Source organism: Amycolatopsis sp. cmx-8-4 (assembly GCF_046548675.1).
Taxonomy (GTDB): domain Bacteria; phylum Actinomycetota; class Actinomycetes; order Mycobacteriales; family Pseudonocardiaceae; genus Amycolatopsis.
The window spans coordinates 365,463-384,546 of sequence record NZ_JAEBDZ010000008.1 but is presented as its reverse complement, the minus strand read 5'-3'; the positions used below and the strand labels follow the sequence as shown (position 1 = coordinate 384,546).

The window sequence follows — 19,084 nt, the reverse complement described above, 5'->3', positions numbered from 1 at the left end:
CCACGAGCACGTAGAGTGCTGTCAGGAGGGTGTCTAGTTCTTTGCTCACACATTGATCTTGGACACCCTCCTCTCACGTCCTGAACCGGGTCAGCTCACATGATCTTCACGGAATCAATCATCTAGGGGGTGTCGGGGCGGGACAGCAGCTCGCGCAACGTCGCCAGCAGCTCCCGGCGGTCCGACGCGCCCAGCTTCCCGCGGATCCGGGCCATGTGGTGCTCCACCGTCTTGCTCGAGATGAACAGCTTGCTGCCGGCCTGCTTGTACGTCAGGCCCTCGACCACCAGCCGCGCGACTTCCAGTTCGCGCTCGCTCAACGCCGCGAGCCCGGTGCCCGAGGACGTCGGTTCCGCCGCACCCGCCTCGCGGCGGACGCCCGTGCCCTGGAACTGGCGGGCCGCCTCCAGCAGCTGGACCATCGCCTTGCGGTCGGACGTGCGGATCGCCGCCTGGCCGGCCAGGCGCGACGCGTCCCAGCGCAGCCCGAGATCGTGCAGCTCCGCCGCGGCCGCCGAGATCTCATCCGGGGCGAACGTGCCGCTCAGGACCGCGAGCCAGCCGCGGGCCGCCGTGGCCAGTGCGCTCGGGTGGCGGCCGCAGTGGGCGTGGGACGTCAACGTCGCCAGGTGCGCCTTCGCCGCTTCCGCGTCCTCCAGCGTGATCGCCGCGTGGAGTTCGTGCCAGACCAGCGAAACCGTCCACAGTGGAGGTTCACCGAGGCGGGCCAGCAGGGTGTGGGCGCGTTCGAGCTGGCCGGCGAGCTTCGCGTGGGCGCCGGTGCGGGCCGCCGCGATCACCAGCTCGCCCAGCGGCAGCAGCGTGAACAGGTCCGTCTGCTGGCGCATCGACGCCTGGTAGGCGCGGTCCCACGACCGCTGCAGCCCGACCAGGTCGCTGGACCGCCGGGCCAGCCCGAGCTCCAACGTCGTGAAGAACATCTCGTCGCGGGCTTCCAGCGGCCGGCCGGCGACGGCGTCGCGGTGTCCCGCCGCCGTCGCGAGGTCGCCCGCGGTCATCGCCACCCAGCCCAGCAGCAGGCGGTGGCGCACCGCGAGGAGGTCGCCGCCGATCCGGCCGTCCAGGGCGCGAGTCAGCACGGACTCCGCCAGGGCCAGCTCGCCGGTGTGCACCGCGGCGAGCGCGGCCAGCGCCGCGGGGCTGTCGGGCAGCAACGTGCCGCCCAGCGCCGGTTCCAGCATCGCCGCCGCGCCGAGCAGGGTGGACAACGTCTCGGTCGCGCAGCCGGACACCGAGTCGGCGATGCCGCGGGCCATCCGCGTGGCCGCACCGGCGAACAACGTCGGCGCGACGCCGGGGGCGGGGGAGTCGAGCAGCCGGCGGGCGCTCTCGAGGTCGCCGGTGCCGACCAGGGCCATCACCGCGAAGGCGTCGGTGCCGCCCCGTCCCGCCGGGGAGCCGGGGCCGGTGCCGTGGCCCGCCGGGTTCGGATCGGCCGAGTGCCGGCCGTGGGTCTGCCCGCCGAGGGCGGCCCACTGGTACAGCTCCGCGCCGCGGGCCAGCTCTCCGCGATGGGCCAGCACGGTGGCCGCGATCTCCGCGCCCGCCACGCGGCTTTCGGCGTCCGGGGCGCCGAGCATGCCGTCGCCGAGGCGCAACGCCGTGTCCAGGTCGCCGGACAACGCCGCCGCGCGGGCCCAGCCCGCGGTGACCGACGCGGAACGGTCGCCCGCTTCGGCCGCGGCTTCGAAGAGCCTGGTCGCCAGGCGCGCGTCCGTCGGCAGGGCTTCGGCGGCCGCCGCGGCGAAGGCGGCCGCCGCGGAGGTGCCCGTGCTGCCCGTGCCGAGCAGCGAACGCGCCAGGTCGAGCACCGGGAGGCCGTTCGCCAGCTGCAGCTCGACGAGCCGCTGCACGGTGGTCAGCCGGCGCGCCGGCGGGCCGAAGTCGCGAATGGCGGCCGAGGCCAGCGGCAGCAGCGTGTCGTCCGGGGCGAGCAGGCCGGTCGCGCGGGCGCCGTCGACGATGCCCGGCAGCTGGTCCGGCGTGCGGTCCAGCAGCACGCACAGCAGGTCGAGGTTGCGGCCCGCGCCGGCTTCGGCCGCGATCAGGTAGCGCAGGACGTCGTCGTCGAGCTCGTCGAGCTCGGGCCGGAACTCCTCCAGCCGCCCGAGCAGCGCGCGCTCGGCCAGCCGGGGCACACCACCGCTCACCCGGTGCAGCTCGGCTGCCGCGGCCGGCTCGGCCGGGGTGCCCGTCAGCGCCTCGATCAGCCGCGCGACATCGTTGACGCCGAGCGGGGCGAGCTGCAGCAGCGTCCAGCCGGCCGCGACCGCGGCCGGGCGGTGCGCGACGACGATCGGGCCGTCGGCGCCCGCCAGCAGCTCTTCGAGCTGGTCGGCGTCGATCCGGTCGGCGTCGTCGACGAGCAGCGCGTCGGCGCCGGCGTCCCGGTAGGCGCGGGCGAGCGCGGCGAGCAGCACGCTCTTGCCGTAGCCGCCGGGGGCGACGACGGCGATCCGCAGCCGCGCGGCCGGGTCGGCGGCGACCTGGCGGAGCAGCTGCCGGGCCGCCGGGTGCACGGGGACGGGGTGGAGCGAGGCGGCCTGCGTGAGCAGAGTGTTCAACAGTGACCTTCACCGGAGGGGGCGCCGGGAGCGGCGCAGTGGCTCGGGGTGGACTGGCTCGGAGCCGGGGGCTGGTCGGGGCCGGCGGTGGCGTCGCGGGCGGTGATGGTGATCAGGACGGCCGAGACGGCCGCGGCGAGCACGAGGACCGCGGCAGCGAGGGGCCGCCGTCGCCGGAACAGGTCCATCGGGCCGGTGCGTTCGGGGAGCTCGAACGGCGTGATCTCGACCGGCGGCCGGGGTGGCCGCTCGCCGAGCTCACCGAGCGTGTCCATCTTGGGGAGCAGGGTGGTCTCGACGGCAGGGGGTTCCTGGGCGGTGCCCCGGCCCTCGGCGCGCAGCCCGGCGAGGGCGGCCGCGCCGAGCGCGGTGGTGGCCGGCGGAACCGGTCCCGCGAACATCGGGCACGGCGGCCGGGCGGGCAGCGCGTGCGGCGGGACGTCGCCGCAGAAGACCACGCCGGCGAGGCCCCGCGGGGACGTCGACGCGGAGCCGGCGAGCGCGAACAGCGTGCTCAACGCGGCCGCCGGGGACACGCCTTCGGCGCTCGCCCCGATCTGCCAGCCGTTCGCGCCGCTCGGGGTGGCCAGCGTGACGTTCACGCCGTCGGCACCGAACTCGCAGACCCCGGCGCCGGTCACCCCCGGGCCCGGGACGGGCAGGTGCGCGCCGAGCGCCGCGATCGAGCCGGGGACCAGCGTGACCGCGGTGAACCCGGCGTCGGCCAGCGCCCGCCGCAGCACGTCACGGCGGTAGCCGCCCCAGTCGCCGGGGTGCGTCATCACCAGGTGCTGTGGGGGCTCGCCGAACTGGTTCTCGGCGTGCTCGGCGATGCCTTCGACGAGCACGGTGGTCAGCGTCTCCGGCGGGAAGGACTCACCTTCGACGACCATCGGCACGTCGTCGCCGATGCGCCGGTGGAAACCGGTGAGCAGCCGGGAGGGGACCTGGGTACCCGCCTGCGCCGCCGCGTCGCCGGTGAGCAGGTACCCCTCGTCGTCCAGGAACAGCGCGGACGCCGCGGCCGGGGACCGTTCACCCAGCCACAGGGGTTCGGGAGCACCCCAGCCGGGGCCGTGGCGGTGGCTGATCGCGGCGTGGGTCCGCCCCTGGGCCACATCGATCCCGAGGACGTAGGGCAACGGCACTTCCTCCTCACCTCGCGGGGCCGAACGGGGGCGGCTAGTCCCCCTAGGGCTCGGGGCATCCTCACCCAAACGGGTTAGTCAGGCAAGGGTCTGGGGGGATTTAACCCAACTGCGAGCATCTCGGATGAGCCCCTAACTCCCTAACGATGACATATCGATCCCCTATCGGCTGAGCCGGATGCGACTCGGAGTGATCCCCGATGTGCGTGGGGGGACCGGCTCCCTAACTTGGCCATGGACACCGGTCCCAGCGGCCGATGCCGTCCCCCGAACCACCGGATCAGGAGAACCTCCATGGACTCCGTGCAGACGTTGCACGATTTCGCCCTCAACCTGCTCAACGACCCGACCGCCCTCGCGGCCTTTGGGACGGACCCGCAGCAGGCGCTCGCCCTCGCCGGCCTCGGCGACGTCAGTGCCGCCGACGTGCACGAGGTCATCCCGCTGGTGCTCGACTACGTCCCGGTCGACAGCCTCCCCGCCGTCGGCGGTCTCCCGGTGGTCGGCGACCTGACCTCCCTGGGCACCGACACCACGGGCATCCAGGGCGCGATCGACCAGCTCACCGCCCTGACCGCGGGCCTCGGCCTGCCGGCCACCTCGGTGCTGCCGGGTGTCGGCGACCTCGGTGTCGGCGGCGTCGGCGAGCTGCCCGTCGTCGGCGACCTCGGCCTGCCGACGAGTGCGGTCTTCGGCGGTCAGCAGCTGTCGAGCGTGACCGACGTCACCAACGCCGCGAACGTGACGGCCCTCGCGGGCAGTGTCACCAACTCCCTCGGCCTGGGCGGCGACCTCGCCCACGGCATCGACGCCGGTTCGCTCGGCCTGGGCAGTGCCGTCACCGGCGCCGTCGACGGCCACAACGGCGTCGGCCAGGTCGAGCAGGTCGTCACCGGCGTCACGGGCACCGTCGCGGCCCCGGTCCACGGCGGCGACCTGGCCGGTGCCGTCACCGGCGCCGTGAGCCCCGTCGGCGAAGTCACCAACCACATCGGCGACTTCACCGGCACGCTGAAGAACGTGGGCGACCTCGACGTCAAGCACGTCGGCGGCGACCTGACCAGCGCGGTGCAGAACAGCCTGGGCGACATCACCCACAACACCGTCACCACGGTGACCGGTGCCGTCGGCGGCGTCGACCACAACGCGGTCGGCGACATCGCGAGCAACAACGGTGTCGACGCGGTGCACGACGTGGTGTCGGGCGTCACCGACAACCTCAGCCACAACGCGCTGGGCAACATCCACGTCGGCGACCTCGGTCACAACGACATCCACCTGGGTCACTGATCCCCTCCGGTGCCCGTTCCGCGGTCAGGGTGCGACCGCGGAACGGGCACCCGGCTCGCGTCCATCACTCGTACGGGGGAGACTCCTTCGTCGTGACCGCCCCAGCTTGGCTCGAAGTGCTCAACGAGACCTTGGACGCGTGCCGCACCCACGGCCGCGCCGATCTCGCCGAGCTCCTGCGCAGACGTCGTGACGCCCCCGCCGAGCAGATCCGGCTGGGCGTCCTCGGCTTTCCCAAACAGGGCAAGGGCTACCTGCTCAACGCCGTCCTGAACGCGCCGGTGTGCGCGGTCGGCGACGCCGCCACCCCCGCCGTGCCGACCGAGATCGGGTACGCCGACGAACCCGCCGCCACCCTGGTCGGCCGGTCCCTCGAACGCATCCCCGTCGCGGTCGAACGGCTCACCGGCGAGCTCGGTGCCCGGCCCGCCGGCACGCTCAGCCGCGTCGAAGTCGGTGTGCCCCGCGAACTCCTCTCGGCCGGGCTCGTTCTGGTCGACACCCCGCCGGTCGGCGACCCGCGCTCGCCGCGCACCGCCGCCGCGCTCGACCTGCTCGCCGAAGCGGACGCGGTGATCCTCGTCTCCGACGCGACCGCGCCGCTGAGCCCCGCCGAGCTCGCGCTGGCCCGGCACGTGCGCACGTGGTGCCCGCACGTCGTGCTGGCGCTGACCAAGATCGACGCCTCCCCGGGCTGGCGCGCCGTCGCCGAACGCGACCGCGCGATGCTCGCCGAAGCGGGGATCGACGCGCTGGTGCTGCCGGTGTCCGCCGTCGTGCGCCAGGCCGCGGCGAAGGCGGGCGACGCCGACCTCAACGCCCGCTCGGGTTTCCCCGAGCTGCTGTCCTGGATCGCCGAGCAGGCCGCGCGGCCGCCGGAGCAGTCCCGCGCGCTGCTCGCCGCCGTGGGCGTGCGTGCCGCCGCCGCGGAACTCGTCGAATCCCTGCGCGACCGCGCCGACGCCGCGGGGCAGGACGCCGGGCTGGGTCAGGCGGCCCTGCTGCAGCGGGCGCAACGCCGGGCCGACGACCTGCGCCGGCAGAACACCCGCTGGCAGAACCTGCTGTCCGACGAGATCACCGACCTGCTGTCCGACGCCGAGTACGACCTGCGCGAGCGGACCCGCAAGATCGTGAACACCATCGACCAGACCTTCGACGACGGCGACCCGGCGAAGGTGTGGGACGAGTTCGCGCCGTGGCTGGACGGCGCGCTCGCCGAAGCCGTCGACACCAACTACACGTGGCTCGCCGACCGGGCCGAGTGGATCGCGCAGGCGACCGCGGCCTGCTTCGGTGCCCAGTACGAGGGCGCGCTGCCCGACCTGCGGCTCGACGGTCCGGGCATCGACGCCCTCGACGACGTCCGCCGCCCGAAGATCGACAAGTTCAAGGTCGGCCAGCAGGCCTTCACCGGCCTGCGCGGGTCGTACGGCGGCGTGCTGATGTTCGGCCTGGTGACCAGCCTCGCCGGGCTGCCGCTGATCAACCCGGTCTCGCTCGGCGCCGGTGCGGCGTTCGCCGCGAAGACGATCAAGGACGAGGGCGGGATGCGGCTGCAGCGCCGCCAGGCCGTCGCCAAGCAGGCCGCGCAACGGCACGTCGACGACGTCTTCCTGCGCTTCGGCAAGGAATGCCGTGACGCGATCCGCGTCGTGCAGCGACGCCTGCGCGACCACTTCACCGGCCTGGCCGAAGAGCTCGCGGACGAGCTGACGCACGAGCGCGAGACGATCCTGGCCGGCACGGCCGAGCGCGAGCGGCGGACCGTCCACATCAGACGCGAGATCGACCGGCTCGCCGGTCTGCACCAGCGCGCGGGCGAGCTCGGCACGATCGCCGGCCGGACGACGCGGCGGGAGCTTTCGGCGTGACCCAGGACGTCCGCGACCTGCTGGCCGCCGCGGCCGGGCTCTACCGCGACGACCCGCGCGCGTCGGCGCTGCTGCTCGACTGCCAGCACCGGCTGGAGCAACCGCTGCGCGTCGCGTTCGCCGGGGCGCCGTCGTCCGGGAAGACGACCCTGTCCGCCGCGCTGGGGGAGTGGCCGACGCGGGCGTTGCGTGACCTCTTGCTGCTCGACGACCCGGGCCCAGCCGACGACTTCCCCGACGCGACGGTCCGCCTGGTGCGCCACCTCGAGCCGGACGAGCTCACCGCGGCGCACCCGCCGGGCGGCTCGGCGTTCGCGCGGCAGAGCGCGGTCAACTCGGTGCTGGTGCTCTCGCGGGCCGACGAGGTCGGCGCGGGCCGGATCGACGCGCTGCTGACGGCGAAGCAGCTCGCGCGGCGGGCGTGGCGCGAAGACCCGCTGTGCACCGGGTTCCTGGGCGTGATCGCCGTCGCCGGGCAGCTGGCCTACGGCGGTCGTTCCCTGCGCGACGACGAGTTCGACCTCCTGGCCGCGTTCGCCGCGGTGCCGCGCGAGGAGCTGGAACGGCACGTGCTCTCGGTGGACTCGTTCACCGACCCGGCGTTCCCGGGCCCGATCCCGGTGGAGACGCGCCGGTCGCTGATCGTGCGGTTCGGCATGTTCGGCGTCCGGCTGGCGTTGACGCTGATCCGCACCGGCTGCGACGACCGCGTCAAGCTCTCGGCGGAGCTGGTCCGCCGCAGCGGTCTCGGCGAACTGCGCGACACGCTGGCCGGCTGTTTCGTCGCACGGGCCGAAGCGCTGAAGGCGCGCACGGCGGTGATCCGCTTGGAAGCACTGCTGGCGGCGCAACCCCGCGCGGGCGGCGACCGCCTGGTGTCGCGAGTGGAACGCTTCGCGGCGGCCGCCCACGACTTCCGCGAGCTGCGCTTGATCGCCGACATCCGCGGCGGCCGCACGGCGTTGTCCGGCGAGCCGGCCGAGGAAGCGGTGCGGTTGCTGGGAGCCCAGGGCACCGCCCCGGCCGACCGCCTCGGCCTGGACCCGGACGCGGACCCCGGCGAGATCTACGACTCGAGCCTGGACGCGCTGCGCCGCTGGCGCCACGAGGCCGAGCGCCCGGACCGCCCCCACGCGGAACGCACCGCGGCGCATGTGGTGGTCCGGTCGACCGAGGGGCTGCTGGCCCTGTTCGGCTGAGGTGGCAAGGAAAACACCGACCGGCGGAGCGGTTCGGCGGCCGTTGTCCGACCTTGACGGCCGCTCGGGCACGACGCACCATAGAGCGGTCTACGGTCCAGCGTCGGCCCGAAGGGAAACCCGCCATGCCCGATGACCACCGCCCCCGGGTCCGGCTGTTCGGCGAGCTTCTCGCGCACTGGGCGCGGGAACGCGCCACGGACACCGCGCTCATCTACGGCGACCGCGCGTGGACCTGGGCGGAGCTCGACGACCGCGTCCGGCGGCTGTCGGGTGCGCTGGCGGCGGCCGGGATCGGCCGCGGTGATCGCGTCGCGTTCGTCGACAAGAACCACCCCGCCTGCCTGGAGACGACCTTCGCGGCGGCCGGGATCGGCGCCGCGAACGCCGTGGTCAACTGGCGGCTCTCCGGCGACGAACTCGCCTACGTCCTCGCGGACGCCGGTGCCAAGGTGGTCTTCGTCGGCGCCGAACTCCTTTCTGTCGTCGAAGCGGTCCGGGACCGGTTGCCCGCCGTCGAGCGGGTGGTCGTCGTCGGCGGGGACGACGACCAGTACGAGCCGCTCCTGTCCGCGGAACCCGCTGCGCCGCGGGAACTCGACGAGCACGACGGCGTCCTGGTCATGTACACCAGCGGCACCACCGGCTTCCCCAAGGGCGCCGTGCTGACCCACCGCAGCATCCTCTCGCACGGCCTCGCCGCGGGCACCGCGTTCCCGATCGGGCCGGGCGACGTCAACCTCGTCGCGATGCCGCTGTTCCACGTCGGCGGCAGCTGCTACGCGGTTTCCGGTTTCCTGTACGGCGAACCGTCCTACCTGACGCGCGAGCCGGACGCGGCCTCGTTGTTCGCCGCGCTGGCGGCCGGGATCACGCACGCCTTCCTGGTGCCCGCCGTCGTCGCCGGGATCGCGCAGGCCGGCGACCAGGCGATGCAGGCGTTCGCGAAGCTGCGGTACCTCTGCTACGGCGCTTCGCCGATGCCTCTTCCGTTGCTGCGCAAGGCGTTGGCGGCCTGGCCCGACGTCAAGTTCGCGCAGGTCTACGGCATGACCGAGCTGTCCGGCGCGGTCACCGCGCTCGACCCCGAGGCGCACCGCGACGACTCCCGACCGGACCGGCTGGCCTCCGCGGGCACCGCACTGTCCGGAGTGGACATCCGGATTGTCGACCCGGTCACGCTCGAAGACGCCGACGCCGGCGAGGTCTGGATCCGCACCGACCAGCGGATGGCGGGCTACCTCGGCAAGCCCGAGGCGACGGCGGAGACCATTGTGGACGGCTGGGTGCGCACCGGCGACGTCGGCCGCCTCGACGACGGCGGGTTCCTGTTCCTCGAAGACCGCGTCAAGGACATGATCATCACCGGCGGCGAGAACGTGTACTCGCCGGAGGTCGAGCGGGTGGTCGCTGAGTTCCCTGGCGTCGCCGAGGTGGCCGTGATCGGCGTCCCGGACGACCGGTGGGGCGAGCAGGTCAAGGCCGTCGTCGCCGGCGACCAGCTCGACGCCGGCAAGCTCATGGAGTTCTGCCGTGAGCACCTGGCCCACTACAAGTGCCCGCGCAGCGTCGACGTCGTGGAAGCGTTGCCGCGCAACGCGACCGGCAAGATCCTGAAGCGCTCACTGCGCGAACCGTACTGGCGGGACCGGAGCCGGAACGTCTGATGCCGCCGGTCACGCGGCGGGCCTACTTCGAGGCCGCGCTGAAAGCGCTGGCGGAGCACGGGTTCACCGAGCTGAACGTCGGCCGGCTCTGCCGCGACCTCGGCGTCACGAGCGGGTCGTTCTACCACCACTTCGGCGGCTGGCCGGGGTTCGTGGAGCAGCTGCTGGACCACTGGGAGAAACGGCAGGTGCTGATCCTGCGCGAACGGGACTTCGGCACCGGCGGCCCGTCGGCGGACTTCGCCGCGTTGATGGACCTCACGCTCGGCCTGCACCACGAGGCCGAGGCGGCCATCCGGGCGTGGGGGATGAACGACGAGAGCGTGCGCGCGGCGCAGAAACGCGTCGACGAGGCCCGCGTCCGGACGGTCGGCAAGGCCGTCACGGGCATCGTCGGCGACCGCGAGCTGGCCCGGACGCTGACGTCGCTGGGCATGGCGATGCTCGTCGGGCACCAGCAGCTCGCGTCGGCGGGGGAGCACAGCGAGCTGGCGGAGCTGCTGGCCGAGTACACCCGGCTGGTGCACTCCCGCGGCTCGTGAGTGGTTAGGGCGGTTCTAACCGCCCTAACCACTCACGACAAGCCGGGTCAAGCGTTGCCGAGGATGCGGTTCACGGTGATTTCGAGGACCACCCGCTGCGGGTTGGGCTTCGGCTGCCGGTAGCGCGCGGCGTAGCGGTTTTCCGCGTCCCGCACCGATTCCGGGTCGTCGCGCAGCACCGCTCGTCCCTCCAATGTGGACCACTTCGGGCCGTCGAGCTGGCAGACGGCGACCGGGATCCCGCCGGCGCCCGCGGCCCGGATCAGCCGCGCCTTGACGGACGCGTCGAACGTGATCACGCGGGCGAGGCCGGCTTCGAAGTCGACGGTCACGCCGACCGCGACGACGTGCGGGGTGCCGTCCGGGCGGACGGTCGTCAGGGACGCCAGGCGCCGTTCGGTCCAGAAGGCGCGGAAGTCCGCGCCGCGGTCGATCTCCATGCCCCCACGCTAGTCCGTCCGGGCGGGCGAAGGGCCGTGAAACCACTCACGGTAATTGTAAGGAAAGTTTCTTAACAGTCTTGACCAGCTCTTGAACTTTCTGTCACTCTCGAACCGCTGTCGCCGCAGCCGAAACGATGTCCTTTACGGAGGAACGATGAAGAAGATCGTCCGGGCGGTGGTGGCCACGGCCGCGCTGGCCGCCGGGCTGTTGAGCGTGCCGACGACCGCGTCCGCGGCCGGCACCCCGTACGTGCCGGGAACCCTGCGGCCCTCGGTCTCGCAGGCCACGCAGGACCAGGTGCTCCAGAAGTACTACGACTTCTGGAAGAAGAACTTCTTGACGACCAAGTGCGGCAGCGGCACCTACGCCGTGCTGTCGAAGGACGCCGATCACTCGTTCGTGGCCGAGGGCGAGGGTTACGGCGTCACGATCTCGGCGATGATGGCCGACAAGGACCCGCAGGCCCGCGCGATCGTCGACGGGATCGTGAAGTTCGTCAAGGCCCACCCGTCGGTCAACAACAAGGACCTGCACGCGGCCGAGCAGGACGCGAACTGCAAGAGCGTCAACGGCAGCGACTCGGCCACCGACGGCGACCTCGAGATCGCGTACGGCCTGCTGATCGCGGACACGAAGTGGGGCAGCACGGGGTCGGTCGACTACAAGGCCGAGGCCGTCCGGATCATCAACGCGATCAAGAAGAGCGAGGTCAACAACAGCACCAAGTTCACGCTGCTGGGTGACTGGGGCAACGACGCGGAGTACAAGAACAGCTCGCGCTCGTCGGACTGGATGCCCGGGCACCTGCGGGCGTTCGCGAAGGCCACCGGCGACAGCTTCTGGGACTCCGTGCGCGCCCGTTCGGAGACCGCGGTGAGCCGGCTGCAGTCGCAGTACGCGCCGAACACCGGGCTGCTGCCGGACTTCGTGGTGAACACGAACTCGACGCCGAAGCCGGCGCCGGCGGACTTCCTCGAGGGTCCGTACGACGGCAAGTACAGCTGGAACGCCTGCCGCGACCCGTGGCGCCTCGGCGCGGACGCGATCTCGGCGTCCGGCAGCGCGGCGAAGGCCCAGGTCGCCAAGATGAACACGTGGATCAAGTCCGCGACGGGTGGCGACCCGTCGAAGATCCAGAGCGGTTATTCGCTGTCGGGCACGAAGACCGAGAGCGGCCAGCACCCGTGCTTCACCGCGCCGTTCGCCGTGGCGGCGATGACGGACCCGGGCAGCCAGGCGTGGCTGGACAAGCTGTGGACGTCGATCGCGGCGTTCGCCCCGGACTCGACGGACTACTACGGAACGGGCATCACGGTCCAGGTGCTGCTCATCCTGACCGGTAATTACGTGGCCGCTTAGTCGCGACGGCCGTCCCGCACCGGTATTTCGGGTGCGGGGCGGCCGGTTCGTGCGTGAGTACGTGTGCTTCTGGGGCAACCAGCCGCCGCGCGGCGGTGGGCCGGCTCCGGCTGCCTCAGCCAGTGCTGGCCGTCGCCGTTCGTCGTCGACGACGTGGGTCGGTTCCCGCCGCGAGATCGTCGTCGACGGCAACGTCGCGAAGTTCGCCCAGCACGCCGATCTCGGCCGCTACCTGGCCGGCACCGGGAACCCCCGCGGCTGGCGGGGGCTGAACCTGCTCGGCTTCGCCCTCGCCGACGTCCGGGCTCAGCTCGGTTCGCGCACGGGGAGCCCGGCCGCGCGGTAGATCGCGTCGATCACGCCCATCGTCCGCACCGCGTCTTCCGCCGACGTCTTCACCGGCGCGCCCTCCAGCACCGCCGCCGCGAAGGCGTCCAGCTGGTAGGCGTACGACGCCCGCCGCGGGAACCGCTCCGCGCGGCGGGCGCCGCCGGCCCGGACCGTCAGGCGGTGGTACACCTGCGGGGACGCGGGGTTGAGCACACTCAGCGACCCCAGCGAGCCGGTCACCTTCGCGCTGATCTTGAGGACCGAAAACGACCACATCGAGCAGGTGACCCGCCCGGTGTGACCCGACGGGTAGCGCAGCTCGGCCGTCATCGCGCGATCGATCCGCGGGTCGCGCAGCTTCGCCTGCGCCGACACGACTTCCGGGGTTTCGCCGCCGAAGATGCGGGCCATGTGGACGGCGTAGCAGCCCGCGTCCATCGTCGCGCCGCCCGCGAGGTCGTAGTCGTAGCGGATGTCGGAGAACTTGGGCAGCGGGAAGCACAACGCGGTCTCGACGCGCTGGAGTTCGCCCAGTTCGCCGGACGCGACGATCTCCTCCACCCGCAGGGCGAGGGGATGGTAGCGGTAGTGGAAGGCTTCCATCACGACGCGGTCGGACGCCGCGGCCAGGTCGGCGATCTCGCGGGCTTCGGCGGCGTTGGCCGTGAAGGGCTTCTCGCAGAGGACGTGCTTCCCGGCTGCTATCGCCGCCTTCGTCCACAAGCCGTGGAGACCGTTGGGCAGCGGGTTGTAGACGGCATCGACGTCCGGGTCGGCGACCAACGCTTCGTAGGACGAATGCACCCGGCCGATGCCGTGCTTGGCCGCAAACGCTTGCGCCCGGTCGGCCGAGCGCGCGGCGACCGCCACGACCTCGACGTCGGCACGGTCGGCGGCGGGCTTGACCAGGGCGATGGGTGCGATCCGGGCCGCACCCAGGATGCCGATCCGCAGGCTCATGGGCGCGAAGCTAGCACCGGCGGGTGTGGGGTCGCCCGGTCGCCTGGTCGCGCGCTCGCCCGCTTGATCGCCTGTCGGCTCGAACGGCCCTTAATGACAGCGAGTGGCCGACCCAGTCAGATTTCAACAGGCAGTTGACCTCTTCAACAACGAGTTGTACCGTTCCGGCCAGTCGAACAGTGGAGGTCCGCTAAGTCCCGTTCCCGTGCAGTCCAGGCGGTGTTGCTCGCGAGCCTGGCCGTCCTGGTGACCGCCTGCGGTGGTGGCCCCGACGGTGCCGGCGGGACGTCGCAGGCTCCCGGGGCGCCCGCGTCCGGCATCCCCGACACCGCCGCGATCGTCCAAGGTGTGCAGAAGGACGCCCAGCTCAACGCCGCGTTGCCGGCGAACGTCAAGCAGGCCGGGGTGCTGCATCTCGCTTCGAACCTGCAGTCCGCGCCCAACAACTTCTACGCCGCCGACGGCAAGACGCCGATCGGGTACGAGGTCGATCTCGCCAAGGCGATCGCCGCCAAGCTCGGCGTGACCGTGACGCACCAGGACATGGCCTTCGGCTCGCTCATCACCAGCCTCCAGTCCGGCCGCATCGACCTCACCATGGCCGGGATGAACGACACCAAGGCCCGCCAGGCCCAGATCGACTTCGTCGACTACTTCACCTCCGGCATCACGATCATGACCCGCAAGGGCAACCCGGACGGCATCACCGGGCCGGACGCCTTGTGCGGCAAGAACGTCGCCGTCGTGCAGGGGACCAGTCACCAGAAGTTCGCCGCGACGCAGAGCACGACGTGCACGTCGGCCGGGAAGCCCGCCGTCAACGTCACGGCGACCGACAGCGACAACCAGAACCAGAACCAGCTGCGTACCGGCCGCGTCGCGGCGATCCTCAACGACCTGCCCAGCGCCGTCTACATCTCGCGGACGGCGGGCGACGGCAAGTTCTTCGAGGTCGTCCCGGGTGAGCCGATCGAAGGCGGGCCCTACGGCATCGGCGTCAACAAGCAGAACAAGGCGCTGACGGACTCCGTGCAGAAGGCGCTGCAGGCGCTCGTCGCCGACGGCACCTACGGCAAGATCCTGCAGGCCTGGGGGGTCGACCAGGGTGCGATCAAGGAGGTCGCGATCAATGGCGGAAGCTGAGCCACTGCCGATCGTCCGGCTCCGGCACTGGGGCCGGTGGGTCGCCGCCGTCGTGATCCTCGCGCTGCTCGTGCTGCTGGGCGTCGCCCTGGGCAACGCGCAGATCGAGTGGAGCCAGGTCCCGGACTTCGTCTTCTTCAAGGTGATGGCGACCGGGCTGCTCAACACCGTCGTCCTCGCCGTGCTGTCGCAGGCCGTCGCGATCGTGCTGGGCATCGTCATCGCCCTGCTGCGCCGCAGCGCCAACCCGGTCGCCCGGTGGTTCGCCGCCGGCTACATCTGGATCTTCCGCGGCCTGCCGGTGCTGCTGCAGATCCTGCTCTGGTACAACCTGGCGCTCGTCTTCCCGGTCATCCACGTCCCCTTCCTGGTCGACGCGCAGACGAACGTGCTGATCAGCGCGTTCACCGCGGCGTTCCTCGGCCTGGCGCTCAACGAGAGCGCCTACATGGCCGAGATCGTGCGGGCCGGGCTGAACAGCGTCGACAGCGGACAGACGGAAGCGGCGAAGTCGATCGGTATGACGCCGGCCGCGACGCTGCGCCGGGTCGTGCTGCCGCAGGCGATGCGTGTGATCATCCCGCCGACCGGCAACGACTTCATCAACATGCTCAAGGGGACGTCGATGGCGTCGGTGATCGGCGTGACCGAGCTGATCCACGCGGCCAACAACATCTCGTCGAACAACCTGCTGGTCATGGAGACGCTGCTGGCCGCGGCCGTCTGGTACATGGTCGTGGTGACCGTCGCCGGGGTTGGCCAGCACTATCTGGAACGCGCGTTCGGCCAAGCCGATCGCGGGCCGCTTTCCCGCGCCGGCAAGGCGTTGCGCGGCGTGCCGCTGGTGAGGAGTGCCCGTGTCTGAGCCTTTGCTTCGCGCCGTCGGCGTCAAGAAGTCCTACGGCCACACCGAAGTCCTCGGCGGCATCGACCTGGAGGTCCACAAGGGACAGGTCGTCTGCCTGCTCGGTCCGTCCGGCGCCGGGAAGAGCACCTTCCTGCGCTGCATCAACCACCTGGAGACGATCGACGCCGGCCAGATCTGGGTCGACGGCGAGCCGATCGGCTACCGGCAACGCGGCGGCAAGCTGTACGAACTGCGCGAACGCGACGTCGCCCGCCAGCGCCGGGACATCGGCATGGTGTTCCAGCGGTTCAACCTGTTCGCGCACCGGACGGCGCTGGAGAACGTCGTCGAGGGCCCGATCCGGGTGCTGGGCCGCAAAGCGGACGAGGCGCGCAAGCAGGGCCTCGAGCTGCTCGACCGCGTCGGGCTCGCCCACCGCGGCGACGCCTACCCGGCGCAGCTGTCCGGCGGGCAGCAGCAGCGGGTCGCGATCGCGCGGTCGCTGGCGATGAAACCCAAGCTGATGCTGTTCGACGAGCCGACGTCGGCGCTGGACCCGGAGCTGGTCGGCGAGGTGCTCGAAGTGATGAGTACGTTGGCGGGGGAGGGGATGACGATGGTCGTCGTGACGCACGAGATGAGCTTCGCCGCGGAGGCCGCCGACGAGGTGGTGTTCCTGGCCGACGGCGCCGTCGTCGAGACCGGGCCGCCTGATCAAGTACTGAGCGCGCCGAAGCACGAACGCACCCGGCAGTTCCTGGCGAGGATCCTCGCGTGACGCGGATTTCGCCCCGGTACCTGCTCCAGTTCGACGAGCCCGCCGGCTACCTCGACTTCGCCCGGTTCGGCCCGCCGTCCCACGCGGTGCTCGACACGACGGCCGCGCTGCTCGACCAGGCCACCACGGCCGGTCCGTCCACTGTGGACGAGCTGATGCGGCAGGAGATCCGGGCCAAGGCCGCCGCCGCGCGGCTGTCCGGCTCGGACACCGACCACACGGTCCTGCTGCCGAACACGAGCCTCGGGCTGTTCCAGGCCGCGTTCCACAGCAGTGGCGAGGTCCTGGTGTCGGCCGCGGAGTTCCCGGCCAACACCTACCCGTGGGCCCGCGCCGAACAGGCCGGACGTCTCAAGCTGAGGCGTCTGACCGGCGGTTACGTGACGCCCGAGCGGACCGCGGAGGCGCTGACACCCGAGATCACCACCGTCAGCGTCAGCGCCGTCGACTTCCGCACCGGCTTCCGCGCCGACCTCGCCGCGCTGCGCGACGTCGTCGGCGACCGGCTGCTGATCGTCGACGGCATCCAGGGCTTCGGCGTCATCGAGGCGCCGTGGGAGGTCGCGGACGTCCTGGTCGTCGGCGGCCAGAAGTGGCTGCGCGCGGGCTGGGGCACCGGCTTCGCGGTGCTGTCGGACCGGGCGCTGGACCGGCTGGACCCGGTGCTGTCGGGCTGGACCGGCGCCCGTGACCCCGGCCTGTTCGACGACGAGATCCACCCGCCGGACACCAACGCTCAGGCCTGGTCGATCTCCAACCTCAGCCCGATCACGTCCGGCGCGTTCGCCGAGGCCCTGGAGCTGGTCGAAGACGCCGGCGTCGGCGCCATCGCCGCCCGCATCGCCGAGCGGATCGGGTCCTTCGAGGAGGTGCTGGCGTCCTGCGGCGCCGAGGTCGTCTCGGCGACCGAACGGCGGGCCGGGATCCTGGCGTTCACGCTGCCGGGTCACCCGGCCGAGCAGGTCGGCGCGGCGCTGGCCAACGCCGGGATCGCCGCGACCGTCCGGCCCGAGCACGTCCGGTTGTCGCCACACGCGTCCACGCCGGCGGCCGCGGCGGACCTGCTCCGCGAGGCGTTGGAGACGCTGACCAAGCCCCGGGAACCGTTGGCCATCCCGGCCGCGGGTGCGACGACGCACGAGGTGCTGACCGCGCTGGTGCCGGCGATCCCGGGGCTGGCGGCGATGCTCGGCCCGGGCAACGAGGTGCTGCTGCACGACCTGAGCCGGCTGCCGGACTCGATCGTCGCGATCGCGGGTGACCTGACCGGCCGCAACGTGGGCGGCCCGATGACCGACCTGCTGCTCGGCCTGGTCCGCCGCGGCACGACGCAGGACCTGACGAACTACCGCACCCACGGCCCGGACGGCCGCGCGATCCGGTCGTCGACGCTCTTCCTGCGGGACGCCGACGGTGTCGCGGTCGGCTGCCTGTGCGTCAACAGCGTCGACGCGGCCGCGTCGACGGGCGGCAACGGCGAGCCGGAGACTTTCCCACCGGATGTCGACAGCCTGCAACGGTTCCTGGTCGACCGGGCGATCGGCAAGGCCGGGATCCCGGTGGACCTGATGAAGAAGCGCCACAAGGCCGGGGTGGTGCGCGAACTCGACGAGGCGGGGTACTTCCTGATCAAGGACGCGGTCGACCACCTCGCGGGGCGGTTGGACGTGACGCGCTACACGATCTACAACTACCTCAACGAAATCCGCGCCTGAGCGGGGCGGGTGGCACCCGCCCCGCTCGAGGACCTACAGGTAGCTTTCGACGGCGTCCGCCGCCGCGGGAACACCGCCGTGGCCGCGGATCTCCGTCTTCAGCTCGGCCAGCCGTGCCGCCACTTCAGGCGACGACGACACCTCGTCCACCGCTTCTCGCAACGACGAAGCGGTCACCGAGGCAGCCGGCAGGTGCTTGCCGACACCCAGGGCCTCCAGCTGGGCCGCGTTGCCGAACTGGTCCGCGGCCTGCGGGATCGCGACCGTCGGGACGCCGAACCACAGTGACTCCGTCGCGCCGCCCATTCCGGCGTGCGTGATGAACGCCGACGCCGCCTCCAGCACGGCCAGTTGCGGCACGCTTTCGAAGACCTCCACCGAGGACGGCAGCGGTCCCAAAGCGTCCGGTGAGACGTGCTTGCCGATCGACATCACGACGTGCCACTCCGACGCGAACGCCTCGGTACACGCCCGGTAGACGTCGAGCTGGTCGTTGAACGCCGTGCCGAACGACACCAGCAGCACACGACGTCCCGAAGCCGGTGGTTTCCACGACCGATCCGCCAGCCGGGACGGGTCCAGGCACGGCCCGACGAACCGGACGTGGTCCCCGACGCGATCCGCGTGGGGCTGCATCGCCCGCGGGATGAGCGACAGGATCTGCGCCGGGTGCCCGAGCCACTCCCAAGCGTCCGCGAAGATCCCGTTCGCCCGCAGCCAGGAGGTGTACGTCGCGGCATAGTCCACACCGGACGGTGACGCCTTGATCGGGGCCAGCACCTCGGCCATGTCCTCGTCGTAGCCGTCCCAGGCCACCAGCGTCGGCGACAGCTGCACGGCCGGGACGCCGTACCGCCGCCCGAGCACCGGCGCGCCCAGCCCGCCGATGTCGTACAGCAGCAGGTCGGGCCGATCTTCGTCGAAAGTCGACGTCAACCGCGGGTGGATCGCGATCGCCTCGTCGAGGAAGACGCGCATCGCGTCGGCCGGGTCGTCCGGCCAGACCGCCGCCTCGCCGAGCGGGAAGCTCGTCGGGTGCTCGACCACGGACGCGCCGGTCGGCGACACCAGCCCGGCCAGCGGCGAGCCGACGACGTAGGACACGCGGTGCCCGCGTCGCACCAGCTCGTGGGTGACGCCGAGCGACGGGTAGACGTGGCTCGGCGCGGTGCAGCCGACCATGACGATGTGCTTGCGCAGCAT

16 protein-coding genes are annotated in these 19,084 nt (G+C 72.0%); 11 read left to right on the top strand and 5 right to left on the bottom strand.

The genetic code is table 11. The annotated features are described in order from the left end of the window. Positions 1 to 122: 122 nt before the first annotated feature. Positions 123 to 2,585 (bottom strand): LuxR C-terminal-related transcriptional regulator, encoded by a 2,463-nt coding sequence (locus ACLJQZ_RS20185; RefSeq protein WP_410621503.1) that lies wholly within the window; start codon positions 2,583 to 2,585, stop codon positions 123 to 125. Next, positions 2,582 to 3,727: a molecular chaperone DnaK gene (locus ACLJQZ_RS20180; RefSeq protein WP_410621522.1), complete on the bottom strand. Its 1,146-nt coding sequence runs from the start codon at positions 3,725 to 3,727 to the stop codon at positions 2,582 to 2,584. The genes ACLJQZ_RS20185 and ACLJQZ_RS20180 overlap by 4 nt, the downstream gene beginning before the upstream one ends. A 300-nt stretch (positions 3,728 to 4,027) precedes the next feature. On the opposite strand from ACLJQZ_RS20180, the gene ACLJQZ_RS20175 reads away from it, so the two are divergent. From ACLJQZ_RS20175 to ACLJQZ_RS20155, 5 genes are all read left to right on the top strand, one after another. Beyond that, complete coding sequence (locus ACLJQZ_RS20175; protein ID WP_247061581.1) at positions 4,028 to 5,023, top strand: IniB N-terminal domain-containing protein; 996 nt, start codon at positions 4,028 to 4,030, stop codon at positions 5,021 to 5,023. Positions 5,024 to 5,115: 92 nt separating this feature from the next. After that, positions 5,116 to 6,897 carry an isoniazid inducible protein IniA gene (locus ACLJQZ_RS20170; RefSeq protein WP_410621502.1) on the top strand — a complete coding sequence of 594 codons (1,782 nt, stop codon included), beginning with the start codon at positions 5,116 to 5,118 and terminating at the stop codon, positions 6,895 to 6,897. Continuing rightward, positions 6,894 to 8,096 (top strand): GTPase, encoded by a 1,203-nt coding sequence (locus ACLJQZ_RS20165; RefSeq protein ID WP_410621501.1) that lies wholly within the window; start codon positions 6,894 to 6,896, stop codon positions 8,094 to 8,096. Before ACLJQZ_RS20170 ends, ACLJQZ_RS20165 begins: the two co-directional genes overlap by 4 nt. Before the next feature lie 125 nt (positions 8,097 to 8,221). Next, the gene (locus tag ACLJQZ_RS20160; protein ID WP_410621500.1) at positions 8,222 to 9,763 is read left to right on the top strand and encodes a long-chain-fatty-acid--CoA ligase; all 1,542 of its coding nucleotides are present in this window, start codon (positions 8,222 to 8,224) and stop codon (positions 9,761 to 9,763) included. Further along, positions 9,763 to 10,305: a TetR/AcrR family transcriptional regulator gene (locus ACLJQZ_RS20155; RefSeq protein ID WP_410621498.1), complete on the top strand. Its 543-nt coding sequence runs from the start codon at positions 9,763 to 9,765 to the stop codon at positions 10,303 to 10,305. The genes ACLJQZ_RS20160 and ACLJQZ_RS20155 overlap by 1 nt, the downstream gene beginning before the upstream one ends. Positions 10,306 to 10,352: 47 nt before the next feature. On the opposite strand, the gene ACLJQZ_RS20150 is transcribed toward ACLJQZ_RS20155, so the two are convergent. After that, entirely contained in the window at positions 10,353 to 10,745 is a 393-nt protein-coding gene (locus ACLJQZ_RS20150; RefSeq protein WP_410621497.1) for a TIGR03618 family F420-dependent PPOX class oxidoreductase, read from the bottom strand. 157 nt (positions 10,746 to 10,902) lie between these two features. Between ACLJQZ_RS20150 and ACLJQZ_RS20145 the strand changes: the two genes are divergently transcribed. Further along, positions 10,903 to 12,108 (top strand): glycosyl hydrolase family 8, encoded by a 1,206-nt coding sequence (locus ACLJQZ_RS20145; RefSeq protein WP_410621496.1) that lies wholly within the window; start codon positions 10,903 to 10,905, stop codon positions 12,106 to 12,108. 49 nt (positions 12,109 to 12,157) lie between these two features. Next, positions 12,158 to 12,454: a hypothetical protein gene (locus ACLJQZ_RS20140; protein WP_410621495.1), complete on the top strand. Its 297-nt coding sequence runs from the start codon at positions 12,158 to 12,160 to the stop codon at positions 12,452 to 12,454. Here ACLJQZ_RS20140 and ACLJQZ_RS20135 read toward each other — a convergent pair. Continuing rightward, complete coding sequence (locus tag ACLJQZ_RS20135) at positions 12,415 to 13,398, bottom strand: Gfo/Idh/MocA family protein (RefSeq protein WP_410621494.1); 984 nt, start codon at positions 13,396 to 13,398, stop codon at positions 12,415 to 12,417. The genes ACLJQZ_RS20140 and ACLJQZ_RS20135 overlap by 40 nt on opposite strands. A 219-nt stretch (positions 13,399 to 13,617) precedes the next feature. Here ACLJQZ_RS20135 and ACLJQZ_RS20130 point away from each other — a divergent pair, with 219 nt between their 5' ends. From ACLJQZ_RS20130 to ACLJQZ_RS20115, 4 genes are read left to right on the top strand one after another with little or no spacing between them, the layout of a single operon-like run. Beyond that, positions 13,618 to 14,541 carry an ABC transporter substrate-binding protein gene (locus tag ACLJQZ_RS20130; RefSeq protein WP_410621493.1) on the top strand — a complete coding sequence of 308 codons (924 nt, stop codon included), beginning with the start codon at positions 13,618 to 13,620 and terminating at the stop codon, positions 14,539 to 14,541. Continuing rightward, positions 14,528 to 15,406: an amino acid ABC transporter permease gene (locus ACLJQZ_RS20125; protein ID WP_410621492.1), complete on the top strand. Its 879-nt coding sequence runs from the start codon at positions 14,528 to 14,530 to the stop codon at positions 15,404 to 15,406. Before ACLJQZ_RS20130 ends, ACLJQZ_RS20125 begins: the two co-directional genes overlap by 14 nt. Then, positions 15,399 to 16,166: an amino acid ABC transporter ATP-binding protein gene (locus ACLJQZ_RS20120; RefSeq protein ID WP_410621491.1), complete on the top strand. Its 768-nt coding sequence runs from the start codon at positions 15,399 to 15,401 to the stop codon at positions 16,164 to 16,166. Before ACLJQZ_RS20125 ends, ACLJQZ_RS20120 begins: the two co-directional genes overlap by 8 nt. Continuing rightward, positions 16,163 to 17,881 (top strand): aminotransferase class V-fold PLP-dependent enzyme, encoded by a 1,719-nt coding sequence (locus ACLJQZ_RS20115; RefSeq protein WP_410621490.1) that lies wholly within the window; start codon positions 16,163 to 16,165, stop codon positions 17,879 to 17,881. Before ACLJQZ_RS20120 ends, ACLJQZ_RS20115 begins: the two co-directional genes overlap by 4 nt. Positions 17,882 to 17,914: 33 nt before the next feature. Here ACLJQZ_RS20115 and ACLJQZ_RS20110 read toward each other — a convergent pair whose 3' ends face one another. Beyond that, entirely contained in the window at positions 17,915 to 19,084 is a 1,170-nt protein-coding gene (locus ACLJQZ_RS20110; RefSeq protein WP_410621489.1) for a macrolide family glycosyltransferase, read from the bottom strand.